Source organism: Arthrobacter sp. FW306-06-A (assembly GCF_021870055.1).
Taxonomy (GTDB): Bacteria; Actinomycetota; Actinomycetes; order Actinomycetales; family Micrococcaceae; genus Arthrobacter.
On sequence record NZ_CP084552.1, the window covers coordinates 361,358 to 376,276 of the forward strand.

Sequence of the window (14,919 nt, forward strand, 5' to 3'; positions counted from 1 at the left end):
TGGTGCATGTGGACAACCAGGCAGCTCATATTCGCACCGGCTGATGGATGTTGCACCGGCGCGTTCGGGGGTGTGGTGTCCGCGGGCGGGTGCGTACCGCAGATGACGGCGCTTCCGCGAGTGGCCGCACGCAGCCGCACGCATGTGGAAACCCGCCGAGTTAACCAACAGTTCAGTGAACCTGTGGTCCCCGTCCTAGCGCGTGTCAGTTACGTCTGGTTCACTATGTGGATGACAACGCTGACTGAAACCTCAGTCGCCGGCAACGATGACCGGCGAGAGAACAACGAAAACAACGCCCTGAACAACATCGAGTTCACCGCTATCGACCAGAAGTTCATGGTCGCGCTGGACGTGGACGGCACACTGGTGAACCACGACGGCCACATGTCCCCGGGTGTCCGGGAGGCCGCCCAGGCAGTGGTGGCCGCCGGGCACCAGGTGATGATCGCCACGGGCCGCTCCTTGAATGCCACGCTTCCCATTATCGAAAAGATCGGGATCGAGCGCGGATATGCGGTTTGCTGCAATGGCGGCGTGACTCTCCGGCTCCACCCCGAACTGGAGAATGGCTACGAGGTGATCCACAAGGCCACCTTTGATCCGGCCCCGGCCCTGCGCGCCCTGCGCGAACGCCTCCCGTCCGCCAAGTATGCGCTGGAGGACGCCGACGGCAACTTCCTGTCCACCGAGCGATTCCAGGACGCCAGCTTCGGCGTCGAGGCCGTAGGCGTGGACTTCCACACCATGCTGGAGTCCACCGCCGTCCGCGTAGTGGTGTTCAGCACCGAGAACACCCCCGAGGAATTCACCGAGGCCATCAACCACGTGGGCCTCGCGGGAGTTACCTACTCCGTGGGCTGGACCGCGTGGCTGGACATCGCGGCCGCAGGCGTGACCAAGGCCAGCGCCCTGGAAAACCTCCGGGTCCGGCTCGGCTTCGAAGAGCACCTCACCGTTGCCGTGGGTGATGGCCGGAACGACATCGAGATGCTCACCTGGGCCGGCCGCGGGGTGGCCATGGGTCAGGCCCCGGCGGAGGTGGTGGCCGCAGCGGATGAGGTCACCCACTCAGTGCACGACGACGGCGCCGCCCACGTGCTGCGAAGCCTCCTCTGAGTCGCCCGGCGACGAGGCCGCTGCCGCGATTCCGGTCCCGGGCTGGAGCCAAGGCAGAATAGGGGCATGACCCTTACGACGTTTGCCCTCGTACGCCATGGCCAGACCGACTGGAATGCCGAGCGCCGGCTGCAGGGGGCAACCGACATCCCCCTCAACGACGTGGGACGTGGCCAGGCACGTGAGGCCGTCGCCGTCCTTGCCCCGTACGAGTGGGACGCCATCGTTTCCTCGCCGTTGAGCCGCGCCGCCGAAACCGCGGACCTCATCGCCGAAGGGCTAGGGCTGACGGTGTCCCGCCGCGTCCCGGAACTCACCGAGCGCAGCTTCGGCCCCGCCGAAGGGATGCAGGCCGGCCCGGAGCTGGAGGCGCTGCGCGTGCCCGGCGGGTTCAAGGGCGCCGAAAGCGAAGACGAGGCCGCAGACCGCGGAATCGCCGCACTTGAAGCCCTGGCGGACGAGTTCCGCGGGCAGCGGCTCCTGGTGGTCACCCACGGAACCCTGCTGCGTGTCACCCTCAGCCGCGCCATCGGCCAGACCCTGGCCAGCGTGGACAACGCCGTACTGAACCTGGCGCACCACCACGCGATCGACGGGTGGAAGCTGGAGTACTTCAACGGCGAGCCCGTGATGGCGGCAACCGGCGGCTAAGGGTCCAAGGGCCCCAAAAACAGATTGCGACGGCTGCCCCCGGCCCGGGCGGTCAGCCCACCGCCAGGATCAGCGCCAGCAACCGGGCAGCCGCGGGCCGGGCGGCATGTTCCTCATTCCACTGGGCCCGCGCGACGGCCTTGCTGACGGCCTGCGTGGTGATGCCCAGTTCCTGCGCCACCGCTTTCTGCTGGCCGCGGACTCCAGGTGTCAGCAGGTCCAGTACCCGCCATTCCGCCCCGGAGCGGTCCCGCACGATGTGGCCCAGCAGCCGGAGGATGGCTTCGGCGTCGTGGGCAACACCGGCCAACGGTCCCTCCACCGCAACCGGTACCCGCTCCTTGCTGTTGCGGAGCCGGTCCACCGCCCGGCGGGCGTAGACCAGGCCGTGGCCGGATGCGTCCTTGATCTGGTTGGGCAGCGGTTCATCCACCGGCCCGGCCCCGATGCCCACGTACCAATGCCCGCTGCGGAGCGCGATCAGGGCGGCGTCCACCGCCTGGTGCGGGCAGTCGACAATCCCCTGGACCTCGTCCTCGACGGACCTGTCAAAATCCAGGCGCGCGGGGATGTGCCGCAGTGCCTTGAGCAGCTGCGGAACCTGGTCGCCGTCGCGCCGGCTGTCCGTCTGGTTGATGGTGAGGGTGAACATTCTGGGTCCACACTACCCGGAAGTAGGAACTGCGAAACGGCCTGTTTCGCGCGCAGGCGCCTCGCCGGGCACTGGCGGAAATGACGAGGGGCCCGCATCACGTTCGATGCGGGCCCCAGCCAAAACCAACGGAGCGGAAGGCCGGTGCAGGCCTACTGCGCCGCGGAAGCGGACGCGCCTACCCCGGTCGCCGGGAACCTGTCCCACGCGCGGTGCGCGGCAAGGAGCCCGGAGACCTCGGCGGTGACTTCGGCCGCGCTGTCCCCGGCAGCGATGCCAACCGTTTCCTGCCGAATGCCGATCGCCTCGAGGACGGCAGAGCCGGAGCCCCACACGCCAATGGCCTTGGCGTGGCGGTACGCCTCGGACAGCATGAGCGCGACGCGCGGATCCGGGGTGTCAACAGGCTCCCCGGCCTTGGCGTCGCGCCCGGCGGTGGCGTCAGGCGCGGACTGCTTGCCTCCGGCGACGATCAGCGCGTCGAACTCGGTGGACCGCGCGGTAAGGAAGGTCCGCTGCACCGTCACCGAAAGCCCGTCGGAGGAAAGCACGCCCCCTGTTGGTGCGATGACCAGCGGGACCATGCCTTCGCCGTCGAGCGCCTTGCGGGCCGCCTCCACCTGGGCCAGGTCGCTGGAGGAATCGGCAAGGATGCCCACCACGCGGCCGGCAACCGGCCACGTTTCGCCCACCTGGGACACAGCCGGGCTTGGTTCCCGGTCCGGGACCTGCTCCGTCGCATCGGGGGCCGGCATTCCCAGGCCCGCGGCGACGGCGGCGCAAAGCCCGGCATCGATGTTGGCCAGGGCCTGCAGCTGGCGTTCGCGGACGGCGGTCTCGAAGCACTTGCCGAGCTCGAACGTGTACGCCTGGATCACGTGGTCCTGCTCCACCGCGCTCAGGCTCCGGAAGAACAGCCGGGCCTGGCTGTAGTGGTCATCGAAGGATGCAGGGTTGCGCCGTTCCTTGATGGATTCCGCAACTGCCTCCGGCACGTCCACGAACGCGCCCATGTCCTGGCCGGCCAGGAACGGGCACCCGCCATCCAGGGAATTGGGCCGGTACGGTGCAACACCGGCGTGGTCCGCAGTCTGGTGCATGCCATCGCGCAGCATGTCGTTGACCGGAGCATGCGGCCGGTTGATGGGGATCTGCGCGAAGTTGGGTCCGCCCAGGCGTGAGATCTGCGTGTCCAGATAGGAAAACAGGCGCACCTGCAGCAGGGGGTCGTTGGTGACGTCGATGCCCGGCACCAAGTGGCCGGGGTGGAAGGCCACCTGCTCGGTCTCGGCGAAGAAATTGGTGGGGTTCGCGTTGAGGGTCATGAGTCCGATGGGCTGGACCGGCGCGAGTTCCTCGGGGACAAATTTGGTGGGGTCCAGGAGATCGATGCCCTGGAACATCTGGTCTTCGGTATCCGGGAAGGTCTGGATGCCCAGTTCCCACTCCGGGAAGGCCCCCGCCTCGATGGCGTCAGCAAGGTCGCGCCGGTGGAAGTCCGGGTCCATGCCGTTGATGATCTGGGCTTCCTCCCAGACCAGGGAGTGCACGCCCTGCTTGGGCTTCCAGTGGAACTTCACCAGCGTGGTGTCCCCGGCGGCATTGCTGAGCCGGAAGGTGTGGACGCCAAAGCCTTCCATGGTCCGGTAGGACCGGGGGATGCCGCGGTCGGACATGTTCCACAGGGTGTGGGCCTGTGCCTCGGTGTGGAGCGACACAAAGTCCCAGAAGGTGTCGTGGGCGCTCTGGGCCTGCGGAATCTCGCGGTCCGGGTGGGGCTTGGCCGCGTGCACCACATCCGGGAACTTGATGCCGTCCTGGATGAAGAACACAGGGATGTTGTTTCCCACCAGGTCGTAGGTGCCCTCATCCGTGTAGAACTTCGTGGAGAACCCGCGGGTGTCCCTGACTGCGTCCGCAGAGCCCCGCGAGCCAAGCACGGTGGAAAACCGGACAAACACCGGCGTCTCGACGTCCGGGGCGAGGAAGCCGGCGCGGGTGACCTTCGAAGCCGTCCCGTACGAACGGAACACGCCGTGCGCCCCGGCGCCGCGTGCATGGACAACGCGCTCCGGGATCCGCTCATGGTCGAAATGGGTGATCTTTTCACGCAGATGATGGTCCTGCAGCAGGATGGGACCGCGGGCACCGGCCTTGAGGGAATGATCCGTGTCCGGCAGCCGGAGCCCTTGGGCTGTGGTCAGGTATTGGCCCGACTGGGCGCGGGCGGTGGCTGGGGCACCGGTCGGGCTGCCGGTTGGGGACACGGCTTCGGGACCCCGCTGGTCCGGTTTCGGCGGCAACGGCTCCCGCGGGGTGGTGGGCTCTTCAAGCGCCGGAGGTTCACTGGACGGAACTCCGGGAATTACAACGTCGTCTTCGGCTGGCATGTTTCGATCTCCCCGCATTCGATGGTCCCAGCCCCGCCGCAGCGGAAGCTAAGCTTGCTTACTACCCTACAGGTGGCCAGGGGCAGCAAGACAAGGTCCGACGGCGGGGGTTGCCTGCCTGCCCCTTCATCTGTTGCGATGGGGGAACGGCCGCCTGCAGCGGCACACCCGAGGTGAGGATGGTTATGGCCGGCAGCGCAGGGCACGATGTAAAGCCGCAGGACGAGACGCAGCAGGAGGACCTTCCGCAGGAGGAACTGGACCTCGTCGACAAGTGGTGGCGGGCGGCCAACTACCTTTCGGTGGGGCAGATCTACCTCCGCTCCAACCCACTGCTGCGCGAGCCGCTGCAGGCAGAGGACACCAAATCCCGCCTGCTGGGCCATTGGGGCACCACTCCCGGGCTGAACTTTGTCTACGCGCACCTGAACCGCGTGATCCGCCGCGACAACCTTGAGATGCTCTTTGTTGCCGGTCCCGGCCATGGCGGCCCCGCCGTCGTCGCCAATGCCTGGATGGAGGGAACGTACTCCGAAATCTATGCGCACGTGGGCAATGACGAGGCGGGCCTTCATGAGCTGTTCCGCCAGTTCTCCTACCCCGGCGGAATCCCCAGCCATGCGGCCCCCGAAAGCCCCGGCTCCATCAGCGAGGGCGGCGAGCTCGGGTACTCCCTGGCCCACGCCTACGGATCGGTGTTCGACAACCCCCAGCTGGTGACCGCCGTCGTGATTGGCGACGGCGAGGCCGAAACCGGGCCGCTCGCCGCCAGCTGGCACTCGCACAACTTTTTGGACCCCGCCGTGGATGGCGCCGTGCTGCCCATCCTCCACCTGAACGGCTACAAGATTGCCAACCCCACCGTCCTGGCCCGGATGCCGCAGGGCCAGCTGGAGCAACTGCTGCGCGGCTACGGCCATGAGCCGTACTTCGTCACCGTGGCCGATCCGGACGATACCGAGCAGGCACACCGTGATTTCGCCGCCGTGCTGGACCGCTGCCTGGCCCGGATCAAGGCCATCCAGCACGCCCACCGCCAGGATCCGGCCGCCGAAAAGGCGGGGGAGGGCGGGCACCGCTGGCCCCTGATCGTCCTGCGTTCCCCCAAGGGCTGGACCGGGCCCCGCACCGTGGACGGGCTGCAGGTGGAAGGCACCTGGCGCGCCCACCAGGTGCCGCTGTCCGAGGTTCGCACCAACGGCGAGCACCTGAAGCAGTTGGAGGAGTGGCTGCAGTCCTACCGGCCGGACGAACTGTTCGACGGCGACGGCCGCCTCCGGCCCGACGTCGCCGAAGGCGCGCCCACGGGTGACTTCCGCATGAGTGCCACGCCCCATGCCAACGGCGGCGTGCTGCGGCGCGCGCTGAAACTGCCCGCGTACCAGGACCACGCCGTCGAGGTCCCCACTGCCGGCGTCGAGCGCGTCAGCCCCATGGTGACGCTCGGTTCCTGGATGCGGGACGTCATCGCCCAGAACATGGAGAACTTCCGGCTGTTCGGCCCGGATGAGACGGCGTCCAACCGGCTGCAGAACGTCTACGAGGTCACCGACAAGGTGTGGCAGTACCGGATTGACGACGTCGACGAGCACCTTGCGCGCTCCGGCCGGGTCCTGGAGGTACTGAGCGAGCACCTGTGCCAGGGCTGGCTGGAGGGCTACCTGCTGACCGGGCGGCATGGGGTGTTCAACTGCTACGAAGCGTTCGTGCACATCGTGGACTCCATGTTCAACCAGCACGCCAAGTGGCTGAAGGTATCCCGCGCACTGCCCTGGCGCCAGCCGGTGCCGTCGCTGAACTACCTGCTGTCCTCCCACGTGTGGCAGCAGGACCACAATGGGTTCTCGCACCAGGACCCGGGCTTCATCGACCACGCCGTGAACAAGAAGGCGGAGGTCATCCGGGTCTACCTGCCGCCGGATGCCAACACCTTGCTTTCGGTGATGGAGCACTGCCTTGCGTCCACGGACTACGTGAACATCGTGGTCAGCGGCAAGCAGCCCTCGCCCACTTGGCTTGGCCCGGCTGACGCCGCCAACCATTGCCGCCGCGGCCTGGGGATCTGGACGTTCGCCGGTTCCGAGGTGCCCGGGGAGGAGCCCGACGTCGTCCTGGCCTGCGCCGGTGATGTCCCCACCGTGGAGACCGTGGCGGCCGCCGAACTGCTCCGCGAAGGTGCGCCTGGGCTCAAAGTCCGCGTGGTCAACGTGGTGGACCTGATGCGGCTGCAGGACGAGAGCGAGCACCCCCACGGCCTGCCCGCCCACGATTTCGACGGGATCTTCACGCCGGACAAGCCCGTCATCTTCGCGTACCACGGCTACCCGGCGCTGATCCACCGGCTGGCCTACAAGCGCACCAACCAGCATGGCCTGCACGTGCACGGTTATAAGGAGGAGGGGACCACCACCACGCCGTTCGACATGGCCATGCTCAACGGAATCGACCGCTTCACCCTGGCCATTGACGCGATCGACCGGGTGCCGGGGATGGCCGAGAAACACTCACTCCTGCGCCAGGACCTGCAGGACCGGAGGGCCCGCGCCCGCGAGCACACCCGCACCCACGGCGAGGACCCGGAGGAGATCCGGAACTGGAAGCTGGGCGGCTAGTTCTCCCCTCGGCAGGGCAGTTCGTCCAGGGTGCAGGACGGCAGGTGGATCCAGCCTTCGCTGCGGGCTGCGGCGGCGTGGGCGGCATCCGGCAGGAGCGTACGACGGCGGGCCACGGCCCGGGCGGCAAGGGCGGCGATGACGGCGTCGAACAGGTCGTCCGAGGCTGCCAGCCTGTCCCGGTGACCTGACAGGTCCAGCCATGGTGCCTGCTCTTCCAGCGAAGCGAGCAGGACACCGAGGCGCTCGGCTTCGGGGATGCCGCGGCCCTTGTAGCCGCGGCCATTGAGGCCCCAGATCTTCAGTGATGCCGCGGGGTACACCTCGGCGAGCCGGCCTGAGCCGTCGCGCGGCTGCGGGCCGTGGAGCCCGGCGATCTTCGCCTGGATCACGGCGCAGCGCATGGCGGGATGCGCCAAGCGATCGGCGGACACGCTGAGCGGGATCAACCCCGTTTCCCGGGTGACGAAGCGGTCGGTGTCCCGGTAAGCCAGCAACCGCCGGCCGGCGATCCCGTCGTGTTCCAGGACCGGTGCGGCGTCGAAGTTCAGGTGCCCGGTCAGGAAGGGGATCAGTGCGTCCGGCCAGCCGACGGGACAGTCGACGCCGGTCATGTCACAGGTGCCGAACAGGTCCACAATCTCCTGGTCGTCCACGTCCAGAGCCAGGTGGGCGAGCCTGGCGGACGGCTGCGTGCCGGCCTCCGCGGCCTCCCTGGCCTCCGGGTGCCGGTCCCACTCGATCACGGCGACCGCCGTCTTCTTCGTTGCGGCGGCCAGATCCACACCGAGGGTCCTCATCGGCCTGTCAGACACGGCGGTAGTGGAGCGCGTCGTCCACCACGCCGGCTTCACCCAAGTCATCCCCGCGGGCAAAACCGGCCCACAATGAGCGCACTGCCCGCCCGGTCATATCCACTTTCGCCCAGTCGGCCCCGGCGATCAGTCCCACGCCGTCCCACGTCTTCTTGCTGCCGAGCAGCAGGGGCAGGTCCACGGTATGGGCGGCGCCAAAGATGTTGCCGGGCGCATGCCAGTCCAGGACATAGCGGTGCACTTTTCCGCCCGCCTTGGCATGCCGGCGCGCAAACTTCCGGGTTGCCCGACCGTACACGGTCTCGGTCACCAGCCAGTCGATGGCCCGGACGGCCGCGGGACCCACCACGGGAACTCCCGCCAAGCGCATCAGGCGCGGACTGCGGGGGAGGAACAATCGGGCCTCCTCCGAGGTATGTCCGATCAGGACTTCGATGGCAGGGGCAGTCCGGTTCCAGGCCGCCTCTATTTCGGACTCCTCGGGGAGCGGATCGTGGCCGTACTGGGTGCCGAACGGCATGGCCGCCAACATGCCGAACTTCTTGGCCACTTGCGTAACCTGTGCTTCGAGAGCCACCACATCCATGGCGGGCGTCTGCTCCGTGACGCCGTCGGCCGCGATGCCCATGGCGTGGTTCATCTTGGCCCGGCCCCGGGTAATGCCCAGCGGCGCGCTCTGGATGACGGCGCGCTGGAAAAGTGTGGGCGCCTCCGGCGTGGCCATCAGGTGGGCGATCGCATCGCCCCCGGCGGACTGGCCAAACGCGGTGACCCGGCCGGGATCGCCGCCGAAGGCAGCGATGTTCCGCTGCACCCAGCGGAATGCCTCGAGCTGGTCGAGGAGCCCCAGGTTGCCGGGACGCCCGGCAGGCGTCGCCAGGAACCCGAACAAGCCGAGCCGGTACGTCACCGAGACCACTATCACCCGGTTCTCGGCCACCAGCCGGGCGGGATCGAAGATCGCCAGGTCACCCGATCCCGTGGTGTAGGAGCCGCCGTGGATCCAGACCATGACGGGCAGCTTTTCGTCCCGAGAGAGATCGCCGGGCATGGTGATCGACAGGTTCTGGCAGTCCTCGCTGCCGGGAAGCTCGCCGTACTTGGTGCCCAGGACATCGTCCAGGAACGGGACCGGCGCCTGCGGGCAGGCGGGAGAGAGGGACGTGGCGGCGAATTCGGCGGTCCAGTCCGGCACTGGCGCCGGCGGCTGGAACCGTTGTGCCCTGGCGTAGGGGATACCGGTGGCACGAACAACCCTGTCGTCGCGCCATCCGCTGACGGGGCCGCAGGGGGGATGAAACAGAAGCTGGGAGGTCAGCGCGGGCTCGGAACTCACAGCCCCACCATGCCACAACTTCCTGAAACAACGACGGCGGGTGTCCGGCTTCGAAAAGCCAGGCACCCGCCGTCGGACTGGTGTAGATCAGTGGCCGCTGGGCACGTAGCGCTTGATGGATGCTTCCAGTTCGGCTTCCGCGGCGGCGCGGTCGCCCCAGCCCTCGGCCTTGACCCACTTGCCCGGCTCGAGGTCCTTGTAACGGGTGAAGAAGTGCTCGATTTCCTTGATCAGGAACTCGTTGACGTCGCTGACTTCCTGGATGTGGTCAAAGCGGGCATCCACGGGGACGCAGAGGATCTTGGCGTCTCCGCCGCCGTCGTCCGTCATGTTGAAGACGCCGATGGGGCGGGACTCGACGATGACGCCGGGGTGCAGGTCGAAGTCCTGCAGAAGCACCAGTGCGTCCAGCGGATCGCCGTCCTCGCCGAGGGTATTCTCGAAGTACCCGTAGTGCGTGGGGTACTGCATGGAGGTGAAGAGGACGCGGTCCAGGCGGACGCGGCCGGTCTCGTGGTCAACTTCGTACTTGACGCGCGATCCCTTGGGGATCTCGATGGTCACGTCGTGCTTCATGGGAATGCTCCTCGGCAATTGCAGGGGGTGCGCGGCACACTTGACGGGCCCACAAAAAAGAGTGTCGGTGCCGCCGACTACAATTGAGGATATAGCGAGAGGCCCTGGAATCAGGAACTTGTGGGGAAATTTCAGGACTTGAGGACCAGCACCAGCATGACCAAATCAACCGGCGGGGAACCGTTGCGCAGCCGTCGGTCCAGCCGCGGGGGAGGCCCGGGCCAAAGTCCGCGCAAGCCCTGGCCGCTGGCGCTGGCGGCCCTGATCCTGATCGTCCTTGCCATCCCGGGAGCACTGCTGGTGGCCCCGGGCTTCAAAGGCCCCGAGGCTCCCGCACCCGCCCCGGCGCCGCCCGCCTGGCAACAACCACCCGCGACGCTTTCCGCCCCCCAGGTGCTTGCCCCGCTCCAGCCCTCCGCCCCGGTGCCGGTGCCCTCAGCGGTGAGCGCCCAGGTAGACCCGGTGTTGAAGGCTGACGGCGGCGGAACCTTCACGGGCATGGTGCAGGACGCGCTCACGGGCCAGGTCCTCTTTGACCGCGGCGGCGAGGACGGCCGGGTGCCGGCGTCGAACCTTAAGCTGCTGACGGCGGTCACGGCGCTGCGAACTCTGGGTCCCGACCACCGGTTCAGCACAAAGGTGATTCAAGGCCCTGCCCCGGGACAGGTGGTGCTGGTGGGCGGCGGCGACGTCCTGCTGGGCGCCGGGGAGTCGAAGCCGGAACAGGCGATGGGCCGCGCCGGCCTCGCCACTCTTGCCGCAGCCACCGTGCAGGCGCTGCAGGCCACCGGCACCACGGGCGAGATCAAGGTGCTGGTGGATGACTCCCTCTTTACGGGACCCGTGCTGAACCCCAACTGGCAGTCCGGCGACGTCGAAGCCGGCGAAATCGCCCCGCTGTACCCGCTGGCCCTCAACTCCGCGCGCTTTGACCCCGCCGTCACCACCGGCCCCCGTCCGCAGGACTCCGCCATGGCCGCAGGCCAGGAATTCGCCGCCCGGCTCGGTGCGGCAGGTGCCGGTGCGGGGCTGACCGTGGCACCCGCCGTCGAACGTTCACCCGGAGACTCCCAAGCCAACGCTGCCGTTCTCGCCGCCGCTGACTCCGCCACGGTCGCGGAGCAGGTGAACCTCATGCTGCAGGTCTCGGACAACTATCTGGCCGAAACCATGGGGCGCATGGCAGCGGTGGCCACTGGCCGGCCGGGCAGCAACGACGGCGCCACTGCGGTGGTTGCTGCCGAACTCGGAGCCGCGGGCTTGTCCTCGGACACCATGAAACTCGTGGATGTGTGCGGCCTGGCCATGGGCAACCAGGTTCCGGCCCGGCAGTTCACGGACGTGGTGCGCGCCATTACCACCGGTGCCGATGCCAGCCTTCGCGCCGCTTTGGACGGCTTCCCGGTTGGGGGCTTGTCCGGCACCCTGGACACCCGGTACGGGGACGCCACCACCTCCGGCGGCGCCGGGCTGGTGCGCGCCAAGACGGGGACTTTGAACACGGTTCTGGCCCTGAGCGGCTATGTGGTGGACGCCGATGGCAGGCTCCTGGTGTTCTCGTTCCTCGGCAACGGCCTGGTTCCAGGGGCGGCCGGCAACAAGGAAGCATTGGACCGGGCGGCCACGGCGCTTGCAGGCTGCGGCTGCCGCTAGCACTGTCCAGCGGCTGTTCAGCGGCTGTGGAAGTTCGCCGGTGAGCGAACTTAAGGACGATCCCCAGCCTGCTGTGTTCTGATGGGACTCATGGAGTCCACTGCGCGCGAGTCCGCATCGACGTTGTCCTCAGCTGCCCAGTCCAACGGGGCCCAATCCAATGGGGTCCAGCCCGACCAGGCGCAGGCCCTGATAAATTGGGACCTCGCTGCCTCCACCGCGGCGCGGCTGGCTCCGGCGGGCCCCGTGCTTGACGAAAAGGCCATCGGCGAGGCGGTGGACAGCCTGCGCCGCCTGGCGGACGCCTCTGTTTCGCACGTCCATGACATCACCGGGCTGGAGGCTGCACGGGACCTGCGCGACTCCTCCGTGCTGGTGGTGGACCGGGCATCGTGGGCCAAGGCCAACACCCAGAGTTTCGCGGTGATGCTCAAGCCTGCCATGCAGAAGATGCTGGACAGCCGGCGCGGGTCCCTGAGCCCCTCTGCGGCCAGTGTCAGTGGTGCCATCACCGGCAGCCAGCTGGGTGCCGTCCTGGCTTTCCTGTCCAGCAAGGTTTTGGGCCAGTACGACCCCTTCGCGGCGCTCGCGGAGAACTCCACGGCTCCCGCCGGCGGCCGGCTCCTGCTGGTGGCGCCGAACATCATTTCCGTGGAGCGCGAGCTCAACGTCACTCCGGAGGATTTCCGGCTTTGGGTGTGCCTTCACGAGCAAACCCACCGCGTCCAGTTCGCGGCCGCACCCTGGCTGCGCCACCACATGCTGGAGCAGATCGACAGCCTCAGCGGCCACCTCCTGGGCAACGTCGATTCCCTGATGGAGCGGGCCTCCGCTGCCGCCCGCTCCCTGAAGGACCGCTCTGCATCCGGGGACGCGCCGCGCCGCGGTGCCATCCTTGACCTGCTGCAGGACCCCGAGGAAAAGGCCGCAATTTCGCACCTGACCGCGGTGATGAGCCTGCTGGAGGGCCACGCGAACGTGGTGATGGACGCCGTGGATGCCAGCATCGTTCCGTCGGTGAAGACCATCCGGCAGCGCTTCAACGACCGTGGCAAGGACCGCGGCGTGGTGGAGAAGTTCATCCGCAGCCTCCTGGGCCTGGACGCCAAGATGCGCCAGTACTCCGACGGCGCCCGGTTCGTCCGCGCCGTGGTGGATGTGGCTGGCATGGACGGATTCAACAAGGTCTGGGAGTCGGCGGACCACCTGCCCACCGAGCCCGAGATCCACGACGCCAAGCTGTGGCTTGAGCGGATGGGCCTCTGATTGCCTGACGCCAAGTTGCCTGAAGCGGCGCCCGCGCCTGCCGCCGTTCCCAGCGGACGACGCCGGCCCGGAAGGCTGGCACCCGTCGTCGGCACTGCGCGCAAAATGCTGCAGGACGCCCTGGCGGACGCCGGTTATCCCCGCCACGTCCTGGTGGCCTGCAGCGGCGGCCCCGACTCCCTGGCGCTCGCCGCCGTCGCATCCTACTTCGCCCGCCGCGGCCACGTGAACGCACATCCGGTGACCGTGGGTGCCGTGGTGGTGGACCACCAGCTGCAGGATGGATCCGCTGACATCGCTGCCCGCACCGCCCAGGCACTGGAGGAGCTGGGCCTGGCGCCGGTGGAAGTCCGGACCGTCACCGTGGCCGGCACCGGCATGGGTCCGGAGGCTGCTGCGCGCGAGGCCCGTCACGCAGCCCTCGAAGCCGCCGCTGCGGAGCAGGGTGCGGAGGCAATCCTGCTGGGCCACACCCTTGACGACCAGGCCGAACAGGTACTCCTGGGCCTGGCCCGCGGCTCCGGCACCCGCTCGCTCGCCGGCATGCGGCCAGCCCGTGGCAGACTGCTGCGCCCCTTCCTGGGGCTCCGGCGCGCGGACACGGAGGAAATCTGCGCCGTGGAGGAGCTGAACCCCTGGCACGACCCCACCAACACCGATCCCGCGTTCGCCCGCTCACGGACCCGCGTGGAGGTCCTCCCGCACCTTGAGGACAAACTCGGCCCCGGAGTGGCCGAATCCCTGGCCCGCACCGCCGCCATCCTGCAGCTGGACGCCGATTACCTGGAGGATGTGGCGGAAAGCACCTACGCCTCCCTGGTGGAGCAGGACAGCGACGGGCTGGGCCTGCCGGAGGAGGCCTTGCGCGCCCTGGCCCCTGCCATTAGGTTCCGGGTGATCGCCAAGGCAGCGGCCGACGTCGGCGGCCAACAGCCCAGTTACCAGCGCCTTTTGGCGGCGGAAGCGCTGCTGCGGCGGCAGGGTTCGGCCGGTCCGGTTGAGCTTCCGGGCGGCGTGAGTGTGTACCGGTTGTCGCTGGCGCAGCTGGAGGAATCGAAGGACGATGCGGGCACCGGCGCCGCGGGGGACGCCCCTTCCGTTCCCCGCGAACGCGCGCGCTGTGGGAAGCTAGTATTCCGGCCTCAAAAACCGCCCGCAAAATAGTCGCACCCCGCATCTAAACAGGAGCCATTGGTGGATTCAAACGACGTCCAGGCAGACCTCAAGCACGTTCTCTACACCAGGGAACAGATCCAGCAGCGCATCACCGAACTCGCAGCGCAGATCGACAAGGACTACGAAGGCCGCGAGATCCTCATTGTGGGCGTCCTCAAGGGCGCGGTGATGGTCATGGCGGACCTGGCGCGGGCACTGCACAGCCACATCTCCATGGACTGGATGGCCGTGTCCTCCTACGGCTCGGGAACCCAGTCCTCCGGCGTGGTGCGCATCCTGAAGGACCTGGACACTGACCTCATGGGCAAGGACGTGCTGATCGTCGAGGACATCATCGACTCCGGCCTCACCCTGTCCTGGCTCAAGACCAACCTGGAATCCCGCGGCACCGCCTCGGTGGAAATCTGCACCGCGTTCCGCAAGCCCACTGCCGCCAAGGTGGAGATCGACGTCAAGTACGTCGGCTATGACATCCCCAACGAGTTTGTGGTGGGCTACGGCCTGGACTACGCCGAGAAGTACCGCAACCTGGACTTCGTCGGCACCCTGGCCCCGCACGTCTACGAGTAACCCCAGGCCCTTCCGACGCCTTCGGTGCGCTGTCTGTCCCGCTACGCCCACAGGGAACTTTTGCTTTTCGCTATGCGTGATGTACTCCGGACGGTGTATAGCT

At 67.9% G+C, this 14,919-nt stretch carries 12 protein-coding genes; 7 read left to right on the top strand and 5 right to left on the bottom strand.

What is annotated here, in order from left to right:
* Window positions 1–231: 231 nt before the first annotated feature.
* Together LFT49_RS01830 and LFT49_RS01835 are read left to right on the top strand one after the other, a co-directional pair.
* On the top strand, window positions 232–1,119 hold the full coding sequence (locus tag LFT49_RS01830) for an HAD family hydrolase (protein WP_237429573.1): 888 nt from the start codon (window positions 232–234) through the stop codon (window positions 1,117–1,119).
* Between the two features lie 66 nt (window positions 1,120–1,185).
* The gene (locus tag LFT49_RS01835) at window positions 1,186–1,770 is read left to right on the top strand and encodes a histidine phosphatase family protein (RefSeq protein WP_237429574.1); all 585 of its coding nucleotides are present in this window, start codon (window positions 1,186–1,188) and stop codon (window positions 1,768–1,770) included.
* 52 nt (window positions 1,771–1,822) lie between these two features.
* Here LFT49_RS01835 and LFT49_RS01840 read toward each other — a convergent pair whose 3' ends face one another.
* Both LFT49_RS01840 and LFT49_RS01845 read right to left on the bottom strand, forming a co-directional pair.
* Window positions 1,823–2,422, bottom strand: coding sequence for a hypothetical protein (locus LFT49_RS01840; RefSeq protein WP_237429575.1), 600 nt, complete (start codon window positions 2,420–2,422; stop codon window positions 1,823–1,825).
* 152 nt (window positions 2,423–2,574) lie between these two features.
* Window positions 2,575–4,812: a catalase gene (locus tag LFT49_RS01845; protein ID WP_237429576.1), complete on the bottom strand. Its 2,238-nt coding sequence runs from the start codon at window positions 4,810–4,812 to the stop codon at window positions 2,575–2,577.
* 185 nt (window positions 4,813–4,997) lie between these two features.
* Between LFT49_RS01845 and LFT49_RS01850 the strand changes: the two genes are divergently transcribed.
* A complete protein-coding gene (locus LFT49_RS01850) occupies window positions 4,998–7,424 on the top strand; it encodes a phosphoketolase family protein (protein WP_237429577.1) in 2,427 nt (808 codons plus the stop codon).
* Here LFT49_RS01850 and LFT49_RS01855 read toward each other — a convergent pair.
* The 3 genes from LFT49_RS01855 to LFT49_RS01865 all read right to left on the bottom strand — a co-directional run bounded on the left by LFT49_RS01855 (window position 7,421) and on the right by LFT49_RS01865 (window position 10,151).
* Window positions 7,421–8,224, bottom strand: coding sequence for a DUF429 domain-containing protein (locus tag LFT49_RS01855; RefSeq protein ID WP_237430449.1), 804 nt, complete (start codon window positions 8,222–8,224; stop codon window positions 7,421–7,423). The two genes, LFT49_RS01850 and LFT49_RS01855, sit on opposite strands and share 4 nt — an antisense overlap.
* 7 nt (window positions 8,225–8,231) lie before the next feature.
* Complete coding sequence (locus tag LFT49_RS01860) at window positions 8,232–9,575, bottom strand: carboxylesterase family protein (protein WP_236821034.1); 1,344 nt, start codon at window positions 9,573–9,575, stop codon at window positions 8,232–8,234.
* 87 nt (window positions 9,576–9,662) lie between these two features.
* The gene (locus LFT49_RS01865; RefSeq protein ID WP_236800566.1) at window positions 9,663–10,151 is read right to left on the bottom strand and encodes an inorganic diphosphatase; all 489 of its coding nucleotides are present in this window, start codon (window positions 10,149–10,151) and stop codon (window positions 9,663–9,665) included.
* Between the two features lie 156 nt (window positions 10,152–10,307).
* On the opposite strand from LFT49_RS01865, the gene dacB reads away from it, so the two are divergent.
* From dacB to hpt, 4 genes are all read left to right on the top strand, one after another.
* On the top strand, window positions 10,308–11,804 hold the full coding sequence (gene dacB, locus LFT49_RS01870) for a D-alanyl-D-alanine carboxypeptidase/D-alanyl-D-alanine endopeptidase (RefSeq protein WP_236800567.1): 1,497 nt from the start codon (window positions 10,308–10,310) through the stop codon (window positions 11,802–11,804).
* Between the two features lie 90 nt (window positions 11,805–11,894).
* Entirely contained in the window at window positions 11,895–13,070 is a 1,176-nt protein-coding gene (locus LFT49_RS01875; protein WP_237430450.1) for a zinc-dependent metalloprotease, read from the top strand.
* A 105-nt stretch (window positions 13,071–13,175) separates the two neighbouring features.
* The gene (tilS, locus tag LFT49_RS01880; protein WP_237430451.1) at window positions 13,176–14,234 is read left to right on the top strand and encodes a tRNA lysidine(34) synthetase TilS; all 1,059 of its coding nucleotides are present in this window, start codon (window positions 13,176–13,178) and stop codon (window positions 14,232–14,234) included.
* 30 nt (window positions 14,235–14,264) lie between these two features.
* A complete protein-coding gene (gene hpt / locus LFT49_RS01885) occupies window positions 14,265–14,816 on the top strand; it encodes a hypoxanthine phosphoribosyltransferase (protein WP_102977004.1) in 552 nt (183 codons plus the stop codon).
* Window positions 14,817–14,919 lie beyond the last annotated feature (103 nt).

Bases quoted from the DNA above. Each gene is read 5' to 3' on its own strand.
- LFT49_RS01840 (WP_237429575.1), bottom strand. From the start codon at position 2,422: ATGTTCACCCTCACCATCAACCAGACGGACAGCCGGCGCGACGGCGAC.
- LFT49_RS01835 (WP_237429574.1), top strand. From the start codon at position 1,186: ATGACCCTTACGACGTTTGCCCTCGTACGCCATGGCCAGACCGACTGG.
- LFT49_RS01850 (WP_237429577.1), top strand. From the start codon at position 4,998: ATGGCCGGCAGCGCAGGGCACGATGTAAAGCCGCAGGACGAGACGCAG.
- LFT49_RS01865 (WP_236800566.1), bottom strand. From the start codon at position 10,151: ATGAAGCACGACGTGACCATCGAGATCCCCAAGGGATCGCGCGTCAAG.
- LFT49_RS01845 (WP_237429576.1), bottom strand. From the start codon at position 4,812: ATGCCAGCCGAAGACGACGTTGTAATTCCCGGAGTTCCGTCCAGTGAA.
- LFT49_RS01830 (WP_237429573.1), top strand. From the start codon at position 232: ATGACAACGCTGACTGAAACCTCAGTCGCCGGCAACGATGACCGGCGA.
- LFT49_RS01875 (WP_237430450.1), top strand. From the start codon at position 11,895: ATGGAGTCCACTGCGCGCGAGTCCGCATCGACGTTGTCCTCAGCTGCC.
- dacB (WP_236800567.1), top strand. From the start codon at position 10,308: ATGACCAAATCAACCGGCGGGGAACCGTTGCGCAGCCGTCGGTCCAGC.
- LFT49_RS01855 (WP_237430449.1), bottom strand. From the start codon at position 8,224: ATGAGGACCCTCGGTGTGGATCTGGCCGCCGCAACGAAGAAGACGGCG.
- tilS (WP_237430451.1), top strand. From the start codon at position 13,176: ATGCTGCAGGACGCCCTGGCGGACGCCGGTTATCCCCGCCACGTCCTG.